The organism is Paenibacillus sp. FSL R10-2782, assembly GCF_038592985.1.
Classification (GTDB): domain Bacteria; phylum Bacillota; class Bacilli; order Paenibacillales; family Paenibacillaceae; genus Paenibacillus; species Paenibacillus terrae_C.
The window spans coordinates 5,299,026-5,315,355 of the sequence record NZ_CP151951.1; the positions used below are offsets into that span (position 1 = coordinate 5,299,026).

At 47.8% G+C, this 16,330-nt stretch carries 12 protein-coding genes; 4 read left to right on the forward strand and 8 right to left on the reverse strand.

The genetic code is table 11. From position 1 onward, the window contains the following. Positions 1-285: 285 nt before the first annotated feature. The 3 genes from NST83_RS24165 to NST83_RS24175 form a co-directional block, all read right to left on the reverse strand. Positions 286-639, reverse strand: a complete 354-nt coding sequence (locus NST83_RS24165) for a hypothetical protein (RefSeq protein WP_342415943.1) — start codon at positions 637-639, stop codon at positions 286-288. A gap of 338 nt (positions 640-977) precedes the next feature. Further along, complete coding sequence (locus NST83_RS24170) at positions 978-1,271, reverse strand: hypothetical protein (protein WP_342415944.1); 294 nt, start codon at positions 1,269-1,271, stop codon at positions 978-980. 77 nt (positions 1,272-1,348) lie between these two features. Beyond that, positions 1,349-1,855 (reverse strand): hypothetical protein, encoded by a 507-nt coding sequence (locus NST83_RS24175; protein WP_342415945.1) that lies wholly within the window; start codon positions 1,853-1,855, stop codon positions 1,349-1,351. A 274-nt stretch (positions 1,856-2,129) separates the two neighbouring features. Here NST83_RS24175 and NST83_RS24180 point away from each other — a divergent pair, with 274 nt between their 5' ends. Continuing rightward, on the forward strand, positions 2,130-3,311 hold the full coding sequence (locus NST83_RS24180) for a serine hydrolase domain-containing protein (RefSeq protein ID WP_342415946.1): 1,182 nt from the start codon (positions 2,130-2,132) through the stop codon (positions 3,309-3,311). Here the strand turns inward: NST83_RS24180 and NST83_RS24185 are convergent. From NST83_RS24185 to NST83_RS24195, 3 genes are all read right to left on the reverse strand, one after another. Next, positions 3,297-3,740, reverse strand: a complete 444-nt coding sequence (locus NST83_RS24185; protein WP_342415947.1) for an Lrp/AsnC family transcriptional regulator — start codon at positions 3,738-3,740, stop codon at positions 3,297-3,299. The genes NST83_RS24180 and NST83_RS24185 overlap by 15 nt on opposite strands. Positions 3,741-3,994: 254 nt before the next feature. Next, positions 3,995-4,702, reverse strand: coding sequence for an SDR family oxidoreductase (locus NST83_RS24190; protein ID WP_342415948.1), 708 nt, complete (start codon positions 4,700-4,702; stop codon positions 3,995-3,997). A gap of 59 nt (positions 4,703-4,761) precedes the next feature. Continuing rightward, positions 4,762-5,703 carry an AraC family transcriptional regulator gene (locus tag NST83_RS24195; RefSeq protein ID WP_342415949.1) on the reverse strand — a complete coding sequence of 314 codons (942 nt, stop codon included), beginning with the start codon at positions 5,701-5,703 and terminating at the stop codon, positions 4,762-4,764. 218 nt (positions 5,704-5,921) lie between these two features. On the opposite strand from NST83_RS24195, the gene NST83_RS24200 reads away from it, so the two are divergent. From NST83_RS24200 to NST83_RS24210, 3 genes are all read left to right on the forward strand, one after another. Then, a complete protein-coding gene (locus NST83_RS24200; protein ID WP_342415950.1) occupies positions 5,922-8,117 on the forward strand; it encodes a glycoside hydrolase family 52 protein in 2,196 nt (731 codons plus the stop codon). 36 nt (positions 8,118-8,153) lie between these two features. Further along, positions 8,154-10,355: an alpha-glucuronidase family glycosyl hydrolase gene (locus tag NST83_RS24205; protein WP_342415951.1), complete on the forward strand. Its 2,202-nt coding sequence runs from the start codon at positions 8,154-8,156 to the stop codon at positions 10,353-10,355. 350 nt (positions 10,356-10,705) lie between these two features. Next, complete coding sequence (locus tag NST83_RS24210; RefSeq protein ID WP_342415952.1) at positions 10,706-14,152, forward strand: family 14 glycosylhydrolase; 3,447 nt, start codon at positions 10,706-10,708, stop codon at positions 14,150-14,152. A 168-nt stretch (positions 14,153-14,320) separates the two neighbouring features. On the opposite strand, the gene NST83_RS24215 is transcribed toward NST83_RS24210, so the two are convergent. Then, positions 14,321-14,434, reverse strand: a complete 114-nt coding sequence (locus NST83_RS24215; RefSeq protein ID WP_010347020.1) for a putative holin-like toxin — start codon at positions 14,432-14,434, stop codon at positions 14,321-14,323. Positions 14,435-14,975: 541 nt separating this feature from the next. Beyond that, the gene (locus tag NST83_RS24220; protein WP_342415953.1) at positions 14,976-16,280 is read right to left on the reverse strand and encodes an extracellular solute-binding protein; all 1,305 of its coding nucleotides are present in this window, start codon (positions 16,278-16,280) and stop codon (positions 14,976-14,978) included. Positions 16,281-16,330 lie beyond the last annotated feature (50 nt).

Below are 16,330 nucleotides of genomic sequence, written 5' to 3' on the forward strand. Positions count from 1 at the left end.
CCTCGCCTTTTGTCTGTTCTATTGTTTTGTTAAATGCAGATATTTCCTTGGAGGTTTGATTATTGAGATCATTTCGGTTTGGGTTATTCCTAATCTCACTTTTAGTTATTGTTGTCAACATCTTAGGGTACGACGACTATAATATGCTATTGGCTATCATTAGCCCGTTGGTTTGGATTTACGAATCATTTCAATTTGTACGAAAAGCAGACATCCCGATAGCCGTCGTTTACTTCACTACACTGGTTTTCTGGTATCTTATTGGATACGTTTTGGATCGTTTGGTTAAAAATTTGAAAAATTAAAATTATCCTCTAAATTGCCGTCTACTCTTTCAGGTTCGTACTCGACTGTTTTATAGTCAGGTGATGAAGGAATCATATTGACCACAACATTCCTCATCTTTAACTTGTACTTCCCTTCCTCAAAAGCAAGGATATGCTTGATGGGAGGTAATTCCATATCCTCATACTTCGTTATCGACGAAATAACAATTTTTGAAGGGTCAGAATCATTTACAGACATGATGCGATAGTCTATCGGTGTTCCTTGGGCTTTTAGAAAATTAAGTCGTGCCCGGTCTGTTTTAAAGCGATAATCATCAGACAATGAAAGCATCTTATCATAATCACGACTCATCGAACATTCATATATTCTGTGAATGTCGAGACAGCAGCTTCTTTGGGCTGATCGAGAAGTGTATAAGGCTCCTTATCCCCTCCAAAGCCTGTAGCTATTACTGTCAAAATCCCTCCGAAAACAACCAAGCAAATCAACCTTTTATGTAGTGCAGTCTTCAATGAATAATACCTCCTTTATTGAAAATTTTAGCATTTACTTTCATTATAAAGAGATGTTATTTTTTCGGAATTAACCAACTTTTACGCTGAAATTTAGATATCGTTAGATTCTACATGCTCGATGTCCTTGGCGGAGATATATAGACAATATTTCATCTTCGGAAGAGCTACCGCCCATTATTCTACCCACAATGCTACCCATATAAAAATTACATAAGCCAGCACAAAGAACGTAATCACACTAAGGGGGATAATCCAAGTAAGATGAGTTTTGAACGGGGCGAGGATTTTTTCCCAAATAAGATTTTTAAATGGGCTTAGGATTTTCTGACGAGTGGGTAGCAGCTCATATTCTAATTTCTTTAAAACGTGTTCCGCTTTTTTTTCATCACGAATTAGAAGTTCACTCCATAATTCTTCATACTGCTCTCGAATCACTTCTTTAGTAGAACTATCTTTTAGTAAAACCATTTGTGACCTCCATCTACTCCTCATTTGTAAGCTTCAAGTACACATCATAGATTTACAGAACGGGGTATGGGCTTGAATTACATATCGTATGACAAAAAGTATATTCTATTATTTTCTAAGTTGGTCATGCTAATGATCACGTTATTATAACTAAAATCATATACATCTCTACTCATAATTAAACTATTAGTACGATTATTTCTAATCGTGTAATAACCCTTAGTTCCTTTAAAAGGTAAAAGATTAGCTATTTCTTCATTTGTAATGCCTTTAATTTTTTCGAACAGCGGCTCACTTAACTCTGTAGGTAACGGTAGTTTAGACCAATTATTCAACGTTCCTCTTTTGGTCAATTCCTCCATTTCTTCAGAACTAATTTGGTAAATATACAAACGATATCCATCCCCAAGCGCTCCATATGATTCATCACTGAACCAGATTCTTGTTTCTTTGGGTAATTGAACTCCTAACCTATCGTAAAGCCATTCTACTTCTTTGTTTTTTTTATAAAAAGAACCATAAAACAATGCGGCTAAAATCAGAACAACAATTAATCCAAAGATGATCAGCTTTTTATTTCTCAACTTTACCGTCTCCTATTTAAAATAATTCATGCACCATCCGTTTATCGAATAGTGCATTTTTATCAACTGTTATTAAAAAGTTACTGTAAAACACAGTAAAACTCCTTGTAAAACCCCTTTCATTAAAATCCAAGGCCATCCTTATCATATAATTTTATTTTAACGTGATTACTCACTGAATACCTTTGTTATCTTATGTAATGTCACCTTCTCATCCTGTAAACTAAGTTCCATCAAGCGATAACCGCTGGATCATAGAGAGGATGAGATATTCATGAGTGTAGAAAATAGAGTTTTTGCGATACAAGATGGTCTGGACGGACGTGTGAATGCAGTCATAGATCAAACCCTTGCCGAGAAGCGCCTAGTCGGCGCAGTCGTCATGATATATATGGATGGTTCACCCGTATATGTGCGAGCGGCCGGGCTGGCTGATCGAGAAGAAAATATTCCTATGCGCGAGGATGCTTTATTTCGGCTCTCTTCTGTATCCAAGCCGATTGTATCTACTGCGGCCTTGGTTTTGGCAGCCCAAGGGTTGATTGAACTCGATGAATCTATTGAACGCTGGTTGCCAGACTTCCGCCCCCGATTGATTAGCGGCGAGCAGCCATCCATTACGGTACGGCAATTGCTCACACATACTGCCGGGCTGACCTATGGCTTCTTAGAGGAAGAAGGCGGCGGCCCTTATCATCGTGCAGGCGTATCGGATGGCATGGATTTCTCCAATCTTACGCTGGAAGAGAACTTGCAACGTTTGGCTTCCGTGCCTCTGTTATATACACCGGGTAAAGCATGGGGCTATTCAATTGCCACCGATGTGCTCGGCGCTATCATTAGCCGTGTATGTGGCACAACCCTTGATGCAGCTGTTAAAAAGCTCGTTACAGAACCTCTCGGTATGCAAGACACTAGCTTCACGGTTGCTGATCCCGAACGACTTGCCGCCGCTTATGTCAACGATACTCTGGAACCCCAGCGGATGCGTAAGCTTGAGGTTGCGCAGGTGTTTGAAGGCACAGCGGGACTTCGTTTTCAGCCTGCACGCGCCTTTGATCCCACGGCTTTCCATTCTGGAGGCTCTGGTATGATTGGCAGCGCAAAAGACTTCATGCGGCTGCTGGAAACACTGCGAAACGGCGGCAATCCATTACTTTCTGAGGAATGGGTACGTGAAATGGGTACCATCCAGACCGGAAATCTCCCCTTGGCAGGCTGGCCGGGACGGGGCTTCGGACTGGGATTCACCGTACTCCAAAATCCCGACGAAGGCGAAACAGCAGAATCCCCCGGAACGTGGCGTCTCGGAGGAGCTTACGGTCATTCATGGTTCGTTGATCCCGCGCAAAGACTCAGTGTGGTCGCTTTTACCAATACAGCATTTGAAGGGATGTCGGGTCCGTTTACAACCGAGCTTTGCCAAGCCATTTACGGCAGCTCAAACAGGGTCTGATAAAGCGGGAGCTACATGTTTAAGCTCTACAGGCGAGGATAAGACGATTAACGTGGTAGAGTGACCGTGCTTTCCGCACTCATCCCCGAATTGCTCCAGCTTAAGCATGGATTCGACCATAACCTTAAGTAAATAATTTTGCTCGCCGCTAATTCGATGGCACTCAATGACTTCAGGCGCAGATTGGCAAAACTCAACAAATGAGTTGCATTGATTCGTGTGCACGAGCACATGAGCCATGATCGGCTTTCCGACTTTCTCATGTGAAACCATGGCCCGATATCCAGTGATAATGCCTTTATCCTCCATACGCCGCACTCTTTCCGTTACGGCAGGCTGGGAAAGTCCAACCTCTTTACCCAGCTCGGTCATGGAGATGCGTGCCTGGTTTTGTAGACATAGCAAAATTTTATGGTCCACTTGGTCCATCGATAATCCAACTCCTTAAATACAAGGATATATTGCATATATACTTTATTTTTTATAATCAATTCAAATAATCACTTTTAATTTTATTGTACACTCAAATATTATCATGTAAAACCATGACCGTAAAGAGAGCTGCTATGGAGAAGACGTGATATCCTATGGCAAAAGAAAACCGGCTAACACTTTGTATATGTGTTAGGCCGGTTTTTGTTTAACCATTGGTTTTCCTGCCTGTCAGTTGCGTGTGGCTTGGCTTAGATTAACGTGTAGCCGCCGTCCGGGAACAGCACACTTCCGGTGGTGAACTTGTTCGTCATCAGGTACAGCACGGTATGCGCGATTTCCTCGTTATACCCCACCCGATGGAGCAAGGTTACTTCCTTGTATTCCTCAAAAGCCTGCGCCCGCTGTTCGCCCTCGGGACCGTCTCTCCAGATCGTTCCGGGAGATACGACATTGACCCGTACCGGAGCCAATTCTACCGCCAAAGCTTTACCCAAGCTTTCGATTGCGCCGTTAGCCGCCCCGTATGTAGCACCAAAGCCCATCGGCCTCTGGCTGAAGGCCCCGGACATGAGGACGATCGAGCCTTCCTTGGAAATATGCGGTACCGCATGCTTGGCAGCAAAATATTGCGGCCAGAATTTCCCCTCAAACGGCGTCTTCGCCTTTTCCGTATCTATCGTAATTGGGCCCCGTGTGTAGCTCGCGCCTGGTGTAAACAGATGGTCGAATGCGCCGACCTTTTCAAAAAATGCCTGCACTTCCTCCTCCTTCTGATTATTCAATTGGAAGGTTTCCACCGATTCCGCAGGGATAACCTTCTTCGCCTGCTCTAGTTTCTCCGCAGAACGCCCAGCGATCACGATACTCGCTCCCTGCTTTGCTGCTTCTATCGCTGTTGCCAGCCCTATACCTGCACTGCCGCCAATGACGACGACACGTTTATGATGTAAATTCATACAATTCTCAGCTCCTTTGTACGGATTATATCATAACTATTTTATTACTATACATATTTTTATTCGGATGGGCCTTCCTGCACCGTGCTTTTGCGGTAGGATGTCGGCGACTGACCGGACCATCGCTTAAACTGCCTGCTAAAATGTGCAATGTTCCCATAGCCGAGCATATCGGTAATTTGCTGCACCGTCCATTGCGGATCCGCCAACAGCAATTTGGCTTCGTGCAAGACAAGACCAGACAGATACACACGGGGAGATACACCGAAGACACTACGGAATACACGATTACAATGGGACACGCTAATACCTAACTCGGATGAAATATCCTCAATCCCATCATGCTTTTCCACAGAATCCATCTGTCCAAAATGCTGATTCACCCTGCCTTGAAGGCGGCTGGCAATCTGATAGGCAAGCTCAGCCTGCACGTATCCACGCCCCGGCAGATGTGCCGCTTCACTGGACACCGCCTCCCATAACGTAGCAAACAGCTCAAATACGGCAGATTGTATCCGCATACGCTTCGCCACCGAATCTCCTGCTTTTTCTGCATTGGGTGTGGAAAGTTCGAGCAACTTATCCAGCGCGGGTCCTATCTGCCTCGCCACCGCACCTTCGGCTGGAAACAGCACTTGCTCCAGACGACTCAGCAACGAAAGAAACAACTTGTCATCAATGTCGAAATGCATGCAAAAGTACGTAAAGCCCTCCCCACTGCTGTGGCTGGAGTGAACGATTCCCGGTCGAAGAAGAACCAGATCCCCCTGTCGCTGTGTATAGCTGCTACCCTCCACCACCATCACCTGCTCTCCTGCAAGCACGATATTAATTTCATATTGAGGATGCTCGTGTGGTGGATAGTCCCAGTCCCCTCCGACACTTCGCGTATGAATGGCAAACAGATTGACCGTGGTTCGCACATCGGGAAAAAAGAATTCCTCTCCAGTAGCCGTAAGGTCTGGATGGTCTGGGCGATTCGGTAAACGTGGTGACGACATGTTTCCCCTCCTTGCGTACATAGGATTTTACTCCAGTATATCGTTTTCGGCACGATTTGGATAAATTAATGCGCGATTTGACAATGGTTACTCGGAGCGTAGCATGCTAGGCTCTATATGAGATCCAGTGAGTATAATATATGGCGGATATAGGATCATGCTGCAAAATACTTTTGTGTATGGAAGTCACTCTTTATGTTGAAAGGGGTTTCATTATCATGACGAAAAATATATTTTATAACACGCAACACTCACCTATCGGGGCCTTCTCCAGCTTTACGCTCGGGTTCAAAGGTAATCGGGGTGGACTTGGCTTGGAGTTGGGCAAGCCAGCAGATGAAAATGTATATATCGGGCTGCAATCCAGAGACGGTGAGGTATATGAGGCGCTTCCCTTTTTTGCAGCCGCACAGGACGAAAGCGCCCGATACGATGTGGAGAAAAAGGATAAACGAACGGAGCCACAGCTCGTTCCCTTTGCCGATCAAGACATTACCCGTGAGCTAAAAGTGGGATCGGATACATGGAGCGCTGGAGATTTGACGTTCCGGCTGTATTCTCCTGTCCGTCCGGTGCCAGAGCCGGGGAAAGCGGATGTGGATGAGCTGCGGGCAGCGCTGGTTCCAGCGGTATTTGCCGAGCTTACGGTCGATAATACGCAGGGAACGGCTGTGCGGAGAGCTTTTTTCGGCTATCAGGGCAGTGATCCGTACAGCGGGATACGCATTGTTGGAGAAGACCCACGCAGGGACGCTGTGAATTCTCCCCAATCGCAAAGACTCACGGGTGTTGGCCAAGGGCGCAGCACAGCTATTGTGACCAATAGCAGCGAAGCGATACCTGCAACTGGATTTAAAATGGAGAGCCTGCTCGGGGAGAACATGGATGAGAATTTATCCTTTGGCCTGGGCGTGACGGGTGCGCTCCTCATGGACGTTCCCGCAGGCGAAAAGCGCACGTATTCCTTCGCCATATGCTTCTATCGCGGCGGCATCGTTACTACAGGTATCGACACAGCGTATTACTACACCCGGCTGTTCACGAATATTGAAGACGTGGCGGGCTATGCTTTGGAGCATTTTACAGACCTGACCGCAGCCTGTATCCAGGCGAACCACTGGATGGAGTCGGCAGGCTTGAGCCAGAATCAGGAATTTATGCTCGTGCAGGCGATTCACAGCTATTACGGCAGCACCCAGTTGCTCAGTCAGCAAGCGGATGGAGAACCGATCTGGATCGTTAACGAAGGCGAATATCGGATGATGAATACGCTGGATTTGACGGCGGATCAGCTTTACTTTGAGTTGACTTTGAACCCATGGACGGTACGCAACGAGCTGGAGTGGTTCGTCAAACGGTACAGCTACCGGGATGAGGTACGGTTTCCGGCAGACGAACAGACCTATCCTGGCGGCATTACGTTCACGCATGATATGGGCGTGGCAAATGTGTTCTCACGTCCGGGATATTCCTGTTATGAGCTGGCAGGGATTGACGGCTGCTTCTCTTATATGAGCCATGAAGAGCTGGTGAACTGGCTATGCTGCGCCACGGTATATATCGAACAGACACAGGATCGGTCATTTACCGCGCGTATGCTGCCTATCTTGCGTGAATGCTTCGCCAGCATGTTACAGCGGGATCATCCAGACCCGGCGCAACGAAACGGCTTAATGGGCCTGGACAGCTCCAGAACCCTTGGAGGCGCAGAAATTACAACCTACGATAGTCTGGACGTATCCTTGGGACAGTCCCGCAACAACATCTATTTGGGCAGCAAATGCTGGGCCGTATATATTGCGCTGGAAAAGCTATTTGCCTCAGAAGGGCTGGATTCCCTTTCACAGGAAGCAGCCTTACAGGCAGACAAATGCGCAGCAGCGATCACAGCGCAAATGACAGACAAGGGCTATATTCCTGCGGTCATTCAGGAGGGCAATGATTCACAGATTATCCCCGCTATTGAGGGGCTGATCTTCCCTTACTTCACAGGCTGCGAAGAAGCACTTCAACTCAATGGACGATTTGGCGGATATATACAAGCCCTTCGACGCCATTTGGAAACGGTGCTGGCACCGGGAGTTTGCCTGTTCGAAGATGGAGGCTGGAAGCTGTCCTCGACTAGTAACAATTCCTGGCTGAGTAAAATCTACCTGTCCCAGTTCATTGCTCGCGAGCTACTGGAGCTGCCTTGGGAGGAAGCAGGGCAGGCTGCGGATGCTGCCCATGTCTCATGGCTCCTGCACTCCGAGGAATCCTATTGGTGCTGGAGCGACCAAATACTCTCCGGTATTGCCCACGGCAGCAAATATTACCCGCGAGGAGTTACCGCTATTTTGTGGCTATACGAAGGTAAAGGCAACCGTCTGGTTCTTCCCCGGCACATGAGTCAGGATCAGGAGCAGCATGCCTGACACTAACCTTCACCTGCCCAAAAGGAGGCCCCTAATATGAGCAAGCGTATCGACATGCAAAGAGAGAGCGGCTATGACGCTTGGCTGCATTATCACCGCAATCGTAAGGTGGAGAGCATGCCCGCTTGGTGCAAGGCCATCGTAGTTCAAGTGGCAGATGAAGTACTTCAAACGGCTGCGAGCGAGCTTCAACACGGACTGACCTCCATGTTCGGACAGCAGCCGAAGATGAGTACCGTTCCAGTGAGTGCGCCATTCATTGCTTTGGGTACATTCCAAGAGCATCCATGGGTTGCAGAACAATTTAACGCAGAGGAACGGGCAGAGGTGAGCACAGAAGGCTACCGAATTCGCGGTATAGGGGATCCAAACCCGGTACATTCAGCTTCGTATGATCACGATAATGAGACCATAAAGAGGGCGTACGTCACGATCGCAGGGCAGACCACCAAAGGCGTATTATACGGGGTTTTTCATCTGCTGCGCTGGCTGCAAGGAGGACTGGATGGCAGGCTGAAGTCCGGCATTGAATCCTTGCACGCTCCCATTCTGGATGTAGTGTCTAATCCGGCTAATCCCATCCGCATGATCAACCACTGGGATAATATGGACGGTAGTGTAGAACGCGGGTATGCGGGAGCATCCATTTTCTACGAAAATAACGCCTTTACCACAAATATGGACCGTCTTCGAGACTACGCTCGTCTACTTGCCTCTGTTGGCATTCAGGCCCTATCCATTAACAATGTGAATGTTCATCACGTAGAAACAGAGCTGATTACAGACACATTTCTACCGGATGTGGCCAAAGTGGCTGCAGTGTTTCGCGCCTATGGCATCCAAATTTATTTGAGCATTAATTATGCCAGCCCTATTCAGCTCGGCGGGTTAACCACCGCCGATCCTCTGAACCCTGGCGTAGTTGAATGGTGGCAGGCCAAAGCCCGGGAAGTTTACGCCGCCGTTCCTGATCTGGGCGGCTTCGTGGTAAAAGCCGATTCCGAGAATCGCCCCGGGCCGTTCAGCTACGGGCGTCATCACGCCGATGGCGCCAATATGCTGGCAGATGCGTTGCAGCCCTACGGCGGACGGGTGATTTGGCGCTGCTTTGTCTATGACTGCAAGCAGGACTGGCGTGACCGCAAGACGGATCGGGCTCGCGCGGCCTTTGACCATTTTAGACCCCTGGATGGGCTGTTCCGGGAAAATGTCATTTTACAGATTAAAAATGGTCCCATGGATTTTCAGGTGCGGGAGCCTGTCTCCCCCTTGTTTGGCGCGCTGGAAGCTACCCAGGTGTTGCTGGAATTTCAAATTGCACAGGAGTACACGGGACAGCAGCGGCATTTGTGTTATCTTGTTCCGCAATGGAAGGAGATACTGGATTTTGACACCTACGCACAGGGAAAAGGCTCCACCATCAAGTGCATCGTAAGTGGCGCTCTGCATAGCAGGAGCAATTCTGCTTCCCCTTCCTCCACCAAACAGACCAACTATGGGATCGCCGCTGTATCCAATATTGGGGCAGACACCAATTGGACCGGACATTTGCTCGCCCAGTCCAATCTTTACGGCTACGGTCGGTTGGCATGGGACCCGGAGCTATCCGCAGACGAAATCGCTGATGAGTGGGTTCGGCTGACGTTTAGCGGACAAGGAAAGCGTGACAGCGGTACAGATTTCATTCCTGCTATTAAGCAAATGCTGCTCGATTCATGGAATATTTACGAGTCCTACACCGCCCCGCTTGGGATCGGCTGGATGGTCAGCCCTGGCCACCACTATGGGCCGGATGTAGACGGCTACGAATATTCGATGTGGGGGACCTATCATTTTGCCGATTGTCGGGGAATCGGTGTAGACCGCACAACTGCAACCGGAACGGGCTATGCCGGACAATATTTTTCTCCCCAGGCGGATATCTATGAATCCATCGATACCTGCCCGGATGAGCTGCTATTGTTTTTTCATCATGTTCCTTATACGCACGTGCTCCACTCTGGTCAAACCGTCATTCAACACATTTATGATACACATTTTGATGGTGCGGAACGTGCGGTCGGCCTTAGAGACACATGGATTAGTCTGCGGGATCATCTGGATGAAGCGATCTATGAACAGGTGCTAGAGCGTCTGGAGCATCAGGTTGAGCATGCTCAGGAATGGCGGGATCGGATCAATACGTATTTTTACCGCAAAAGTGGCATTGCCGACCAGAAAATTCGCCCTATTTTTTAAGCAAGTAACCCCGTGCAATACTGCTTAGTGGTTGCGCAGACTACTACACCCTCAAACGTTCCTGATTCTGTATGGAAAGTCGTCTCCAATCTATCTTGTACAGTACAAAAAGGCATGCGTCTGATTTCCAGACCTATGCCTTTTTTGAGGATTAAACGGGCTTGGAATCATTTGCAGCAGCAGTTGGTCGTCTGTTCCTATCAAGGTGTCACTAGCGAAATAGTCATATTTCTCCCCCCGAGTGTGCAATAAATTCTTCTTTTTTATGCAACCGCTTGCTTTATAATCATTTTTGTAAACGTTTACAGAATGTTGTCGAAATAGACTATGCTTTGGGGAGGATGATCGATTTGACCGTGTATCGAAGTCTATGGAACAAAGGGTGCCTGATTCTGCTAAGCCTTGTGCTGTCTCTGACCGCCTTCATTGGTTCACCTTCCAATATGGCAAGCGCTGCGGTTGCTGACGATTTTCAGGCTTCCGTCATGGGGCCGCTGGCGAAAATCAATGACTGGGGCGCATTCAAAAAGCAACTGCAAACGCTGAAAAGCAACGGCGTGTATGCCATCACCACCGATGTCTGGTGGGGATATGTGGAAAGCGCAGGAGATAACCAATTTGATTGGAGCTATTACAAGACCTATGCAGACGCTGTGAAAGAGGCAGGTCTGAATTGGGTTCCTATTATTTCTACGCATAAGTGTGGGGGAAATGTGGGGGATGACTGCAACATCCCACTGCCAAGCTGGCTATCGAGCAAGGGCAGTGCAGATGAAATGCAGTTCAAGGACGAAAGCGGCTATGCCAATAACGAAGCCCTCTCTCCATTATGGAGCGGGACTGGTAAGCAATATGACGAGTTGTATGCCTCATTTGCTCAAACCTTTGCTAGCTACAAAAGCATCATTCCTAAAATTTATTTAAGTGGTGGTCCCTCTGGAGAATTGCGATATCCTTCATACTATCCGGCAGCGGGATGGAGTTATCCTGCACGGGGCAAATTCCAAGCCTACACTGAAACAGCTAAAAATGCGTTCCGCACGGCCATGAATGAAAAGTATGGATCAATGGACAAGATTAATGCAGCCTGGGGTACCAAGCTGAGTAGCCTTAGCCAAATCAATCCGCCGACCGACGGGGACGGATTTTACACGAACGGCGGGTATAATTCCACGTATGGTAAGGATTTCTTGTCGTGGTACCAGAGCGTGCTTGAAAATCATCTGGGCGTCATCGGAGCAGCTGCCCACAAAAACTTTGATTCTGTGTTCGGTGTCCGTATCGGAGCCAAGATTTCCGGCCTGCATTGGCAGATAAACAACCCTGCAATGCCTCACAGCACGGAACATGCAGGTGGATATTATGATTACAATCGTCTCATACAAAAGTTCAAGGATGCCGATCTGGATTTGACCTTTACTGCACTGGAGATGAACGACAGTGGCTCAGCACCTAATTATTCCTTGCCGTCCACACTGGTAGATACCGTCTCCTCGATCGCAAATGCGAAGGGTGTTCGCCTGAATGGTGAAAATGCACTCCCAACAGGCGGCAGCGGATTCCAAAAAATCGAAGAAAAAATCACAAAGTTCGGTTATCACGGCTTTACACTTTTACGCCTCAACAATCTCGTCAACAACGACGGCTCACCAACCGGTGAGATGAGTGGATTCAAGCAGTATATCGTAAATAAGGCCAAGCCTGGCGATAACGGCGGCACCAACCCCGGAGAAGGCGGCGGTACAGGCAACAAAGTCACTGTATACTACAAAAAAGGCTTCAATTCGCCTTACATTCACTACCGCCCGGCTGGCGGAAGCTGGACGGCTGCACCTGGCGTGAAAATGCAGGATGCCGAAATTAGCGGCTATGCTAAAATCACCGTCGATATCGGCTCTGCCTCCCAATTAGAGGCTGCCTTTAATGATGGCAATAACAACTGGGATAGCAACAACACCAAAAACTACCTTTTCAGCACGGGGACTTCTACCTTTACTCCAGGTGACAGCGGCAAAGCAGGAGCCGTCACATCAGGTGCCCCATCCGGTACCAATCCCGGAGAAGGCGGCGGTACAACCAACAAGGTAACCGTATACTACAAAAAAGGCTTCAACTCACCTTACATTCACTACCGCCCGGCTGGCGGTAGCTGGACAGCTGCACCTGGCGTGAAAATGCAGGATGCCGAGGTTAGCGGCTATGCTAAAATTACTGTCGATATCGGATCTGCCTCCCAATTGGAAGCCGCTTTTAATGACGGTAGTAACAACTGGGATAGCAACAACACCAAAAACTACTTCTTCACCACAGGTACTTCTACCTACACGCCCGGCTCTAACGGAGCCGCAGGAACTGTCCAAACGGGGTCGCCTTCGGGCGGCTCCACACCCACCGAACCGAGTAATCCCTCTAATCCATCTCCCCTTGGTACAGATTGGAGCAAGCAGAGCATTTATTTTATCATGACAGACCGATTCAGCAACGGGGATACATCGAACGATAATTACGGTGGCTTCAATTCCAACAACAGCGACCAGCGCAAATGGCATGGCGGCGATTTTCAAGGCATTATCAACCAGCTCGACTACATCAAGAATATGGGGTTTACCGCCATCTGGATTACTCCGGTAACGATGCAAAAGAGCGAATTCGCTTACCACGGCTATCATACGTATGATTTTTATGCGGTAGATGGACATCTTGGTACAATGGACAAGTTCAAGGAGCTGGTCCGTAAGGCGCATGACAAAAATATCGCTGTTATGCTGGACGTAGTCCCCAATCACACGGGCGATTTTCAACCAGGGAACGGCTTCGCCAAGGCTCCTTTTGACAAAGCAGACTGGTATCATCACAACGGCGACATCACAGGGGCAGACTACAGCTCCAACAACCAATCGAAAATCGAAAACGGTGACGTGGCCGGATTGGATGACCTGAATCAGGACAACCCCGCAACAGCGAACGAGCTTAAAAACTGGATCAAATGGCTGTTGAACGAGTCAGGGGTCGATGGACTGCGGGTGGACACGGCCAAGCATGTACCTAAAGGCTTCCTGAAGGATTTTGACCAAGCAGCCAATACCTTCACCATCGGTGAGATTTTTAGTGGCGATCCCGCTTATGTGGGCGACTACACCCGATATCTCGATGCCGCACTGGATTTTCCAATGTATTATACGATCAAGGATGTGTTTGGACGTGATCAATCCATGACCAAAATCAAGGAACGTTACTTGGATGATCGTTACTATCGCGATGCACAGACCAACGGCGTATTTATCGACAATCATGATGTGAAACGTTTCCTCAACGAGGCCTCCGGCAAGCCTGGTGCCAGCTCTGACAAATGGCCGCAGCTCAAGGCCGCCCTGGGCTTTACTTTGACATCGCGCGGGATTCCAATTATCTATCAAGGCACCGAGCAAGGCTTTAGTGGGGGAGATGATCCTGCCAACCGGGAAAACGTCGTTTTCAACGCCAATCATGAGCTGTATCAGTACATTGCCAAACTAAATCGTGTGCGCAACAGCCACCCTGCCCTGCAAAACGGCAGCCAAAAGGAAAAATGGGCAGACGACTCCTTTTACAGCTTCCAGCGCTCTAAAAACGGCGACGAGGCCATTGTACTCATCAACAACTCGTGGAACAGCCAAACTCGTACCATTGGCAACTTTGACAATCTGTCCAACGGTACCCGTCTAACCAACCAGTTAAGCAACGATTCCATTCAGATCAACAACGGTTCGATCACCGTGACGCTCGCTCCGAAGGAGGTTAAAGTTTTCACCAAATAAGTTACATCGATGATTCAAATGTGCTAAAATAAATGATAGAAGGATATACTAAAAAAGAGCAAGGATGCTGGTAACATCCCTACTCTTGGCAACAGCCGCTTTGAAGAGCGGTCGGCTGTTCAAAGGCGATCTACAGAAATAGACCGTTTTCCCCTTGAGCAGGGCGGTCTATTTCTTTTTGTTTTGGTTCAACGCAATAACAATCGTAACGATTAATCCGATCAACGCTACTAATAGCGTGCCGAACATCATCATTAATGTCAGAGCATCTTTAACCTCCACAGGCGTCACCTCCCTTCCGGGAGACTTAGCCGACCGCCCACCTAAGCCATTCTGTTGTTAATAGAAGTATAGCACGTAAAAACGTCCTTCGGCGACTGTATTTTACAGTTTGACTCAAGTAACCTCATATGATCATCCATCATCTTTTTCTTCATGCATACTCTACTTCTTCTTTAATGGATAACCTATAAAACAAAACAGGCACCTGCAACGAAGCGTACACTTCGTTGCAGGTGCCCTGTTTATATATAAACAACGTGGGGATACTTAGGCCTCAGTAGCCACGTTGATATTGTTGGGGTATGGAGGAACGGAATAAAGAGATTCCCCAGCCGAGGTATCTCCGTATTTTTTCGTTATGCAGCCAATATATATGTTGTATGTCGTAGATATATTGTACACAATCTATTATCTACAACTTAATAACTTTTTGCAAGTATATATTTAAATAATATTAGATATTTTTTTGTTCAGATAAGTTAAACTCAAAAATTATACAAAAAAAAGACGCCCTTACGGACGTCTTAGCGCGAAACCAGTTTTATTGTGCCGAGCCTAATTGCACCCACGCTTTTTCGATCTCTGCAACCGCCTGATCCTTGTTCATGTTACCGCTGATATAAGCCTGCATCAGCTCACCAAATTTTTGGTGGAACGTATCCAGCGAATAGTTAACAGACAGATCACCGGACTTCGACGTTTTCAAAATGCTTTCCATTTCCTTAGGCATTTCCAGATCAGGAAGAGGCGCATCCTTGATTGGAGGAATGACCTTGGCTACCTGGGAGAACCAGTTCTTGCCGTATTCCGAAGTGTACAGCCAGTTGAAAAATTCAATCGTCTCCTTGGCTACTTCCGAATCCTTGTTAATACGCAGCGCCTGATCAGCCCCGGTAATGATGACCGATTGATCCGCCTTGTCACTCACCGGATAGCCCATGATACCAATCTTGAGGTCGGGATTAATCTTCTTGATCGCTTCCTCATCCCATGCGCCTTTCCCCGTCATAAACGCAGCTTTACCCGATGCAAAATCGCTCACTTCCGCATTGCTGTCGCGTTCCAGCGGCTTATCCGTGCCATGCTTCACCGTCAGATCAATAAAGCTAAAGAAGTTGTTGTACAGCACCGGATAGTCCTTGATTTTCGCTTTGCCTGCAATAAAATCGTTGACGAGCTGCTTCGGCTCTACACCTGCATCCTGCGCGGCGGCATCTACATAGTGCTGGAAGATGTGCTTCCATACCCACCACTCTTTATATGCATTTGCAAATGGTGTAATGCCCTTCGCCTCAAGCTTGGTGACTGCGTCCTGCATCTCCGCAATCGTCTTAGGCGGGGAGGTTATTCCGGCCTTGGCAAGCAAATCCTTGTTATAAATCAGCGTAAACAGGTTCCCCTTCACCGGGAAGCCCAACACTTTACCGTCACTGGAGCTCATATTCGCTCGAACGGCATCCGTCATGGCTGCTGCCAGCGGCTCATTCGTCAGATCGGCACTATAATCTGCATACGTGTCGATGTCGCCTCCTGCCGTGGTCTGGAATACATCCGGTGTGCTGCCTGAGGCAATTTTGGATTTGAGAATCGTGTTATAATCCGCCTGCATGATTTCCAGATTGATCTTCACATTCGGCTTGACCTTCTTATACTCCTCGATATACGCGTTAAAAGCATCCGTATACTCTGGCGAGGCAGTGAACATATTTATTGTAACCGGTTTCAATTCTTCGTTGCCGCCAGCATTTCCTTTAGCCGAATTTGAATCGCCGCTGCTTCCGCATCCACTCAACAAGCCGACCGTCAATAGCAAACTGCCGGATAACGCCATCATCTTCTTTAACATGGATACTCCCCCATCTATTTGTGATCAACGTCCATGCGCTCATTCTAAAA

What these genes read in the sequence shown, in the direction of transcription:
- NST83_RS24220 (WP_342415953.1), bottom strand. Translation starts at nt 16,280, where the DNA reads ATGTTAAAGAAGATGATGGCGTTATCCGGCAGTTTGCTATTGACGGTC.
- NST83_RS24180 (WP_342415946.1), top strand. Translation starts at nt 2,130, where the DNA reads ATGAGTGTAGAAAATAGAGTTTTTGCGATACAAGATGGTCTGGACGGA.
- NST83_RS24195 (WP_342415949.1), bottom strand. Translation starts at nt 5,703, where the DNA reads ATGTCGTCACCACGTTTACCGAATCGCCCAGACCATCCAGACCTTACG.
- NST83_RS24170 (WP_342415944.1), bottom strand. Translation starts at nt 1,271, where the DNA reads ATGGTTTTACTAAAAGATAGTTCTACTAAAGAAGTGATTCGAGAGCAG.
- NST83_RS24190 (WP_342415948.1), bottom strand. Translation starts at nt 4,702, where the DNA reads ATGAATTTACATCATAAACGTGTCGTCGTCATTGGCGGCAGTGCAGGT.
- NST83_RS24200 (WP_342415950.1), top strand. Translation starts at nt 5,922, where the DNA reads ATGACGAAAAATATATTTTATAACACGCAACACTCACCTATCGGGGCC.
- NST83_RS24205 (WP_342415951.1), top strand. Translation starts at nt 8,154, where the DNA reads ATGAGCAAGCGTATCGACATGCAAAGAGAGAGCGGCTATGACGCTTGG.
- NST83_RS24165 (WP_342415943.1), bottom strand. Translation starts at nt 639, where the DNA reads ATGAGTCGTGATTATGATAAGATGCTTTCATTGTCTGATGATTATCGC.
- NST83_RS24185 (WP_342415947.1), bottom strand. Translation starts at nt 3,740, where the DNA reads ATGGACCAAGTGGACCATAAAATTTTGCTATGTCTACAAAACCAGGCA.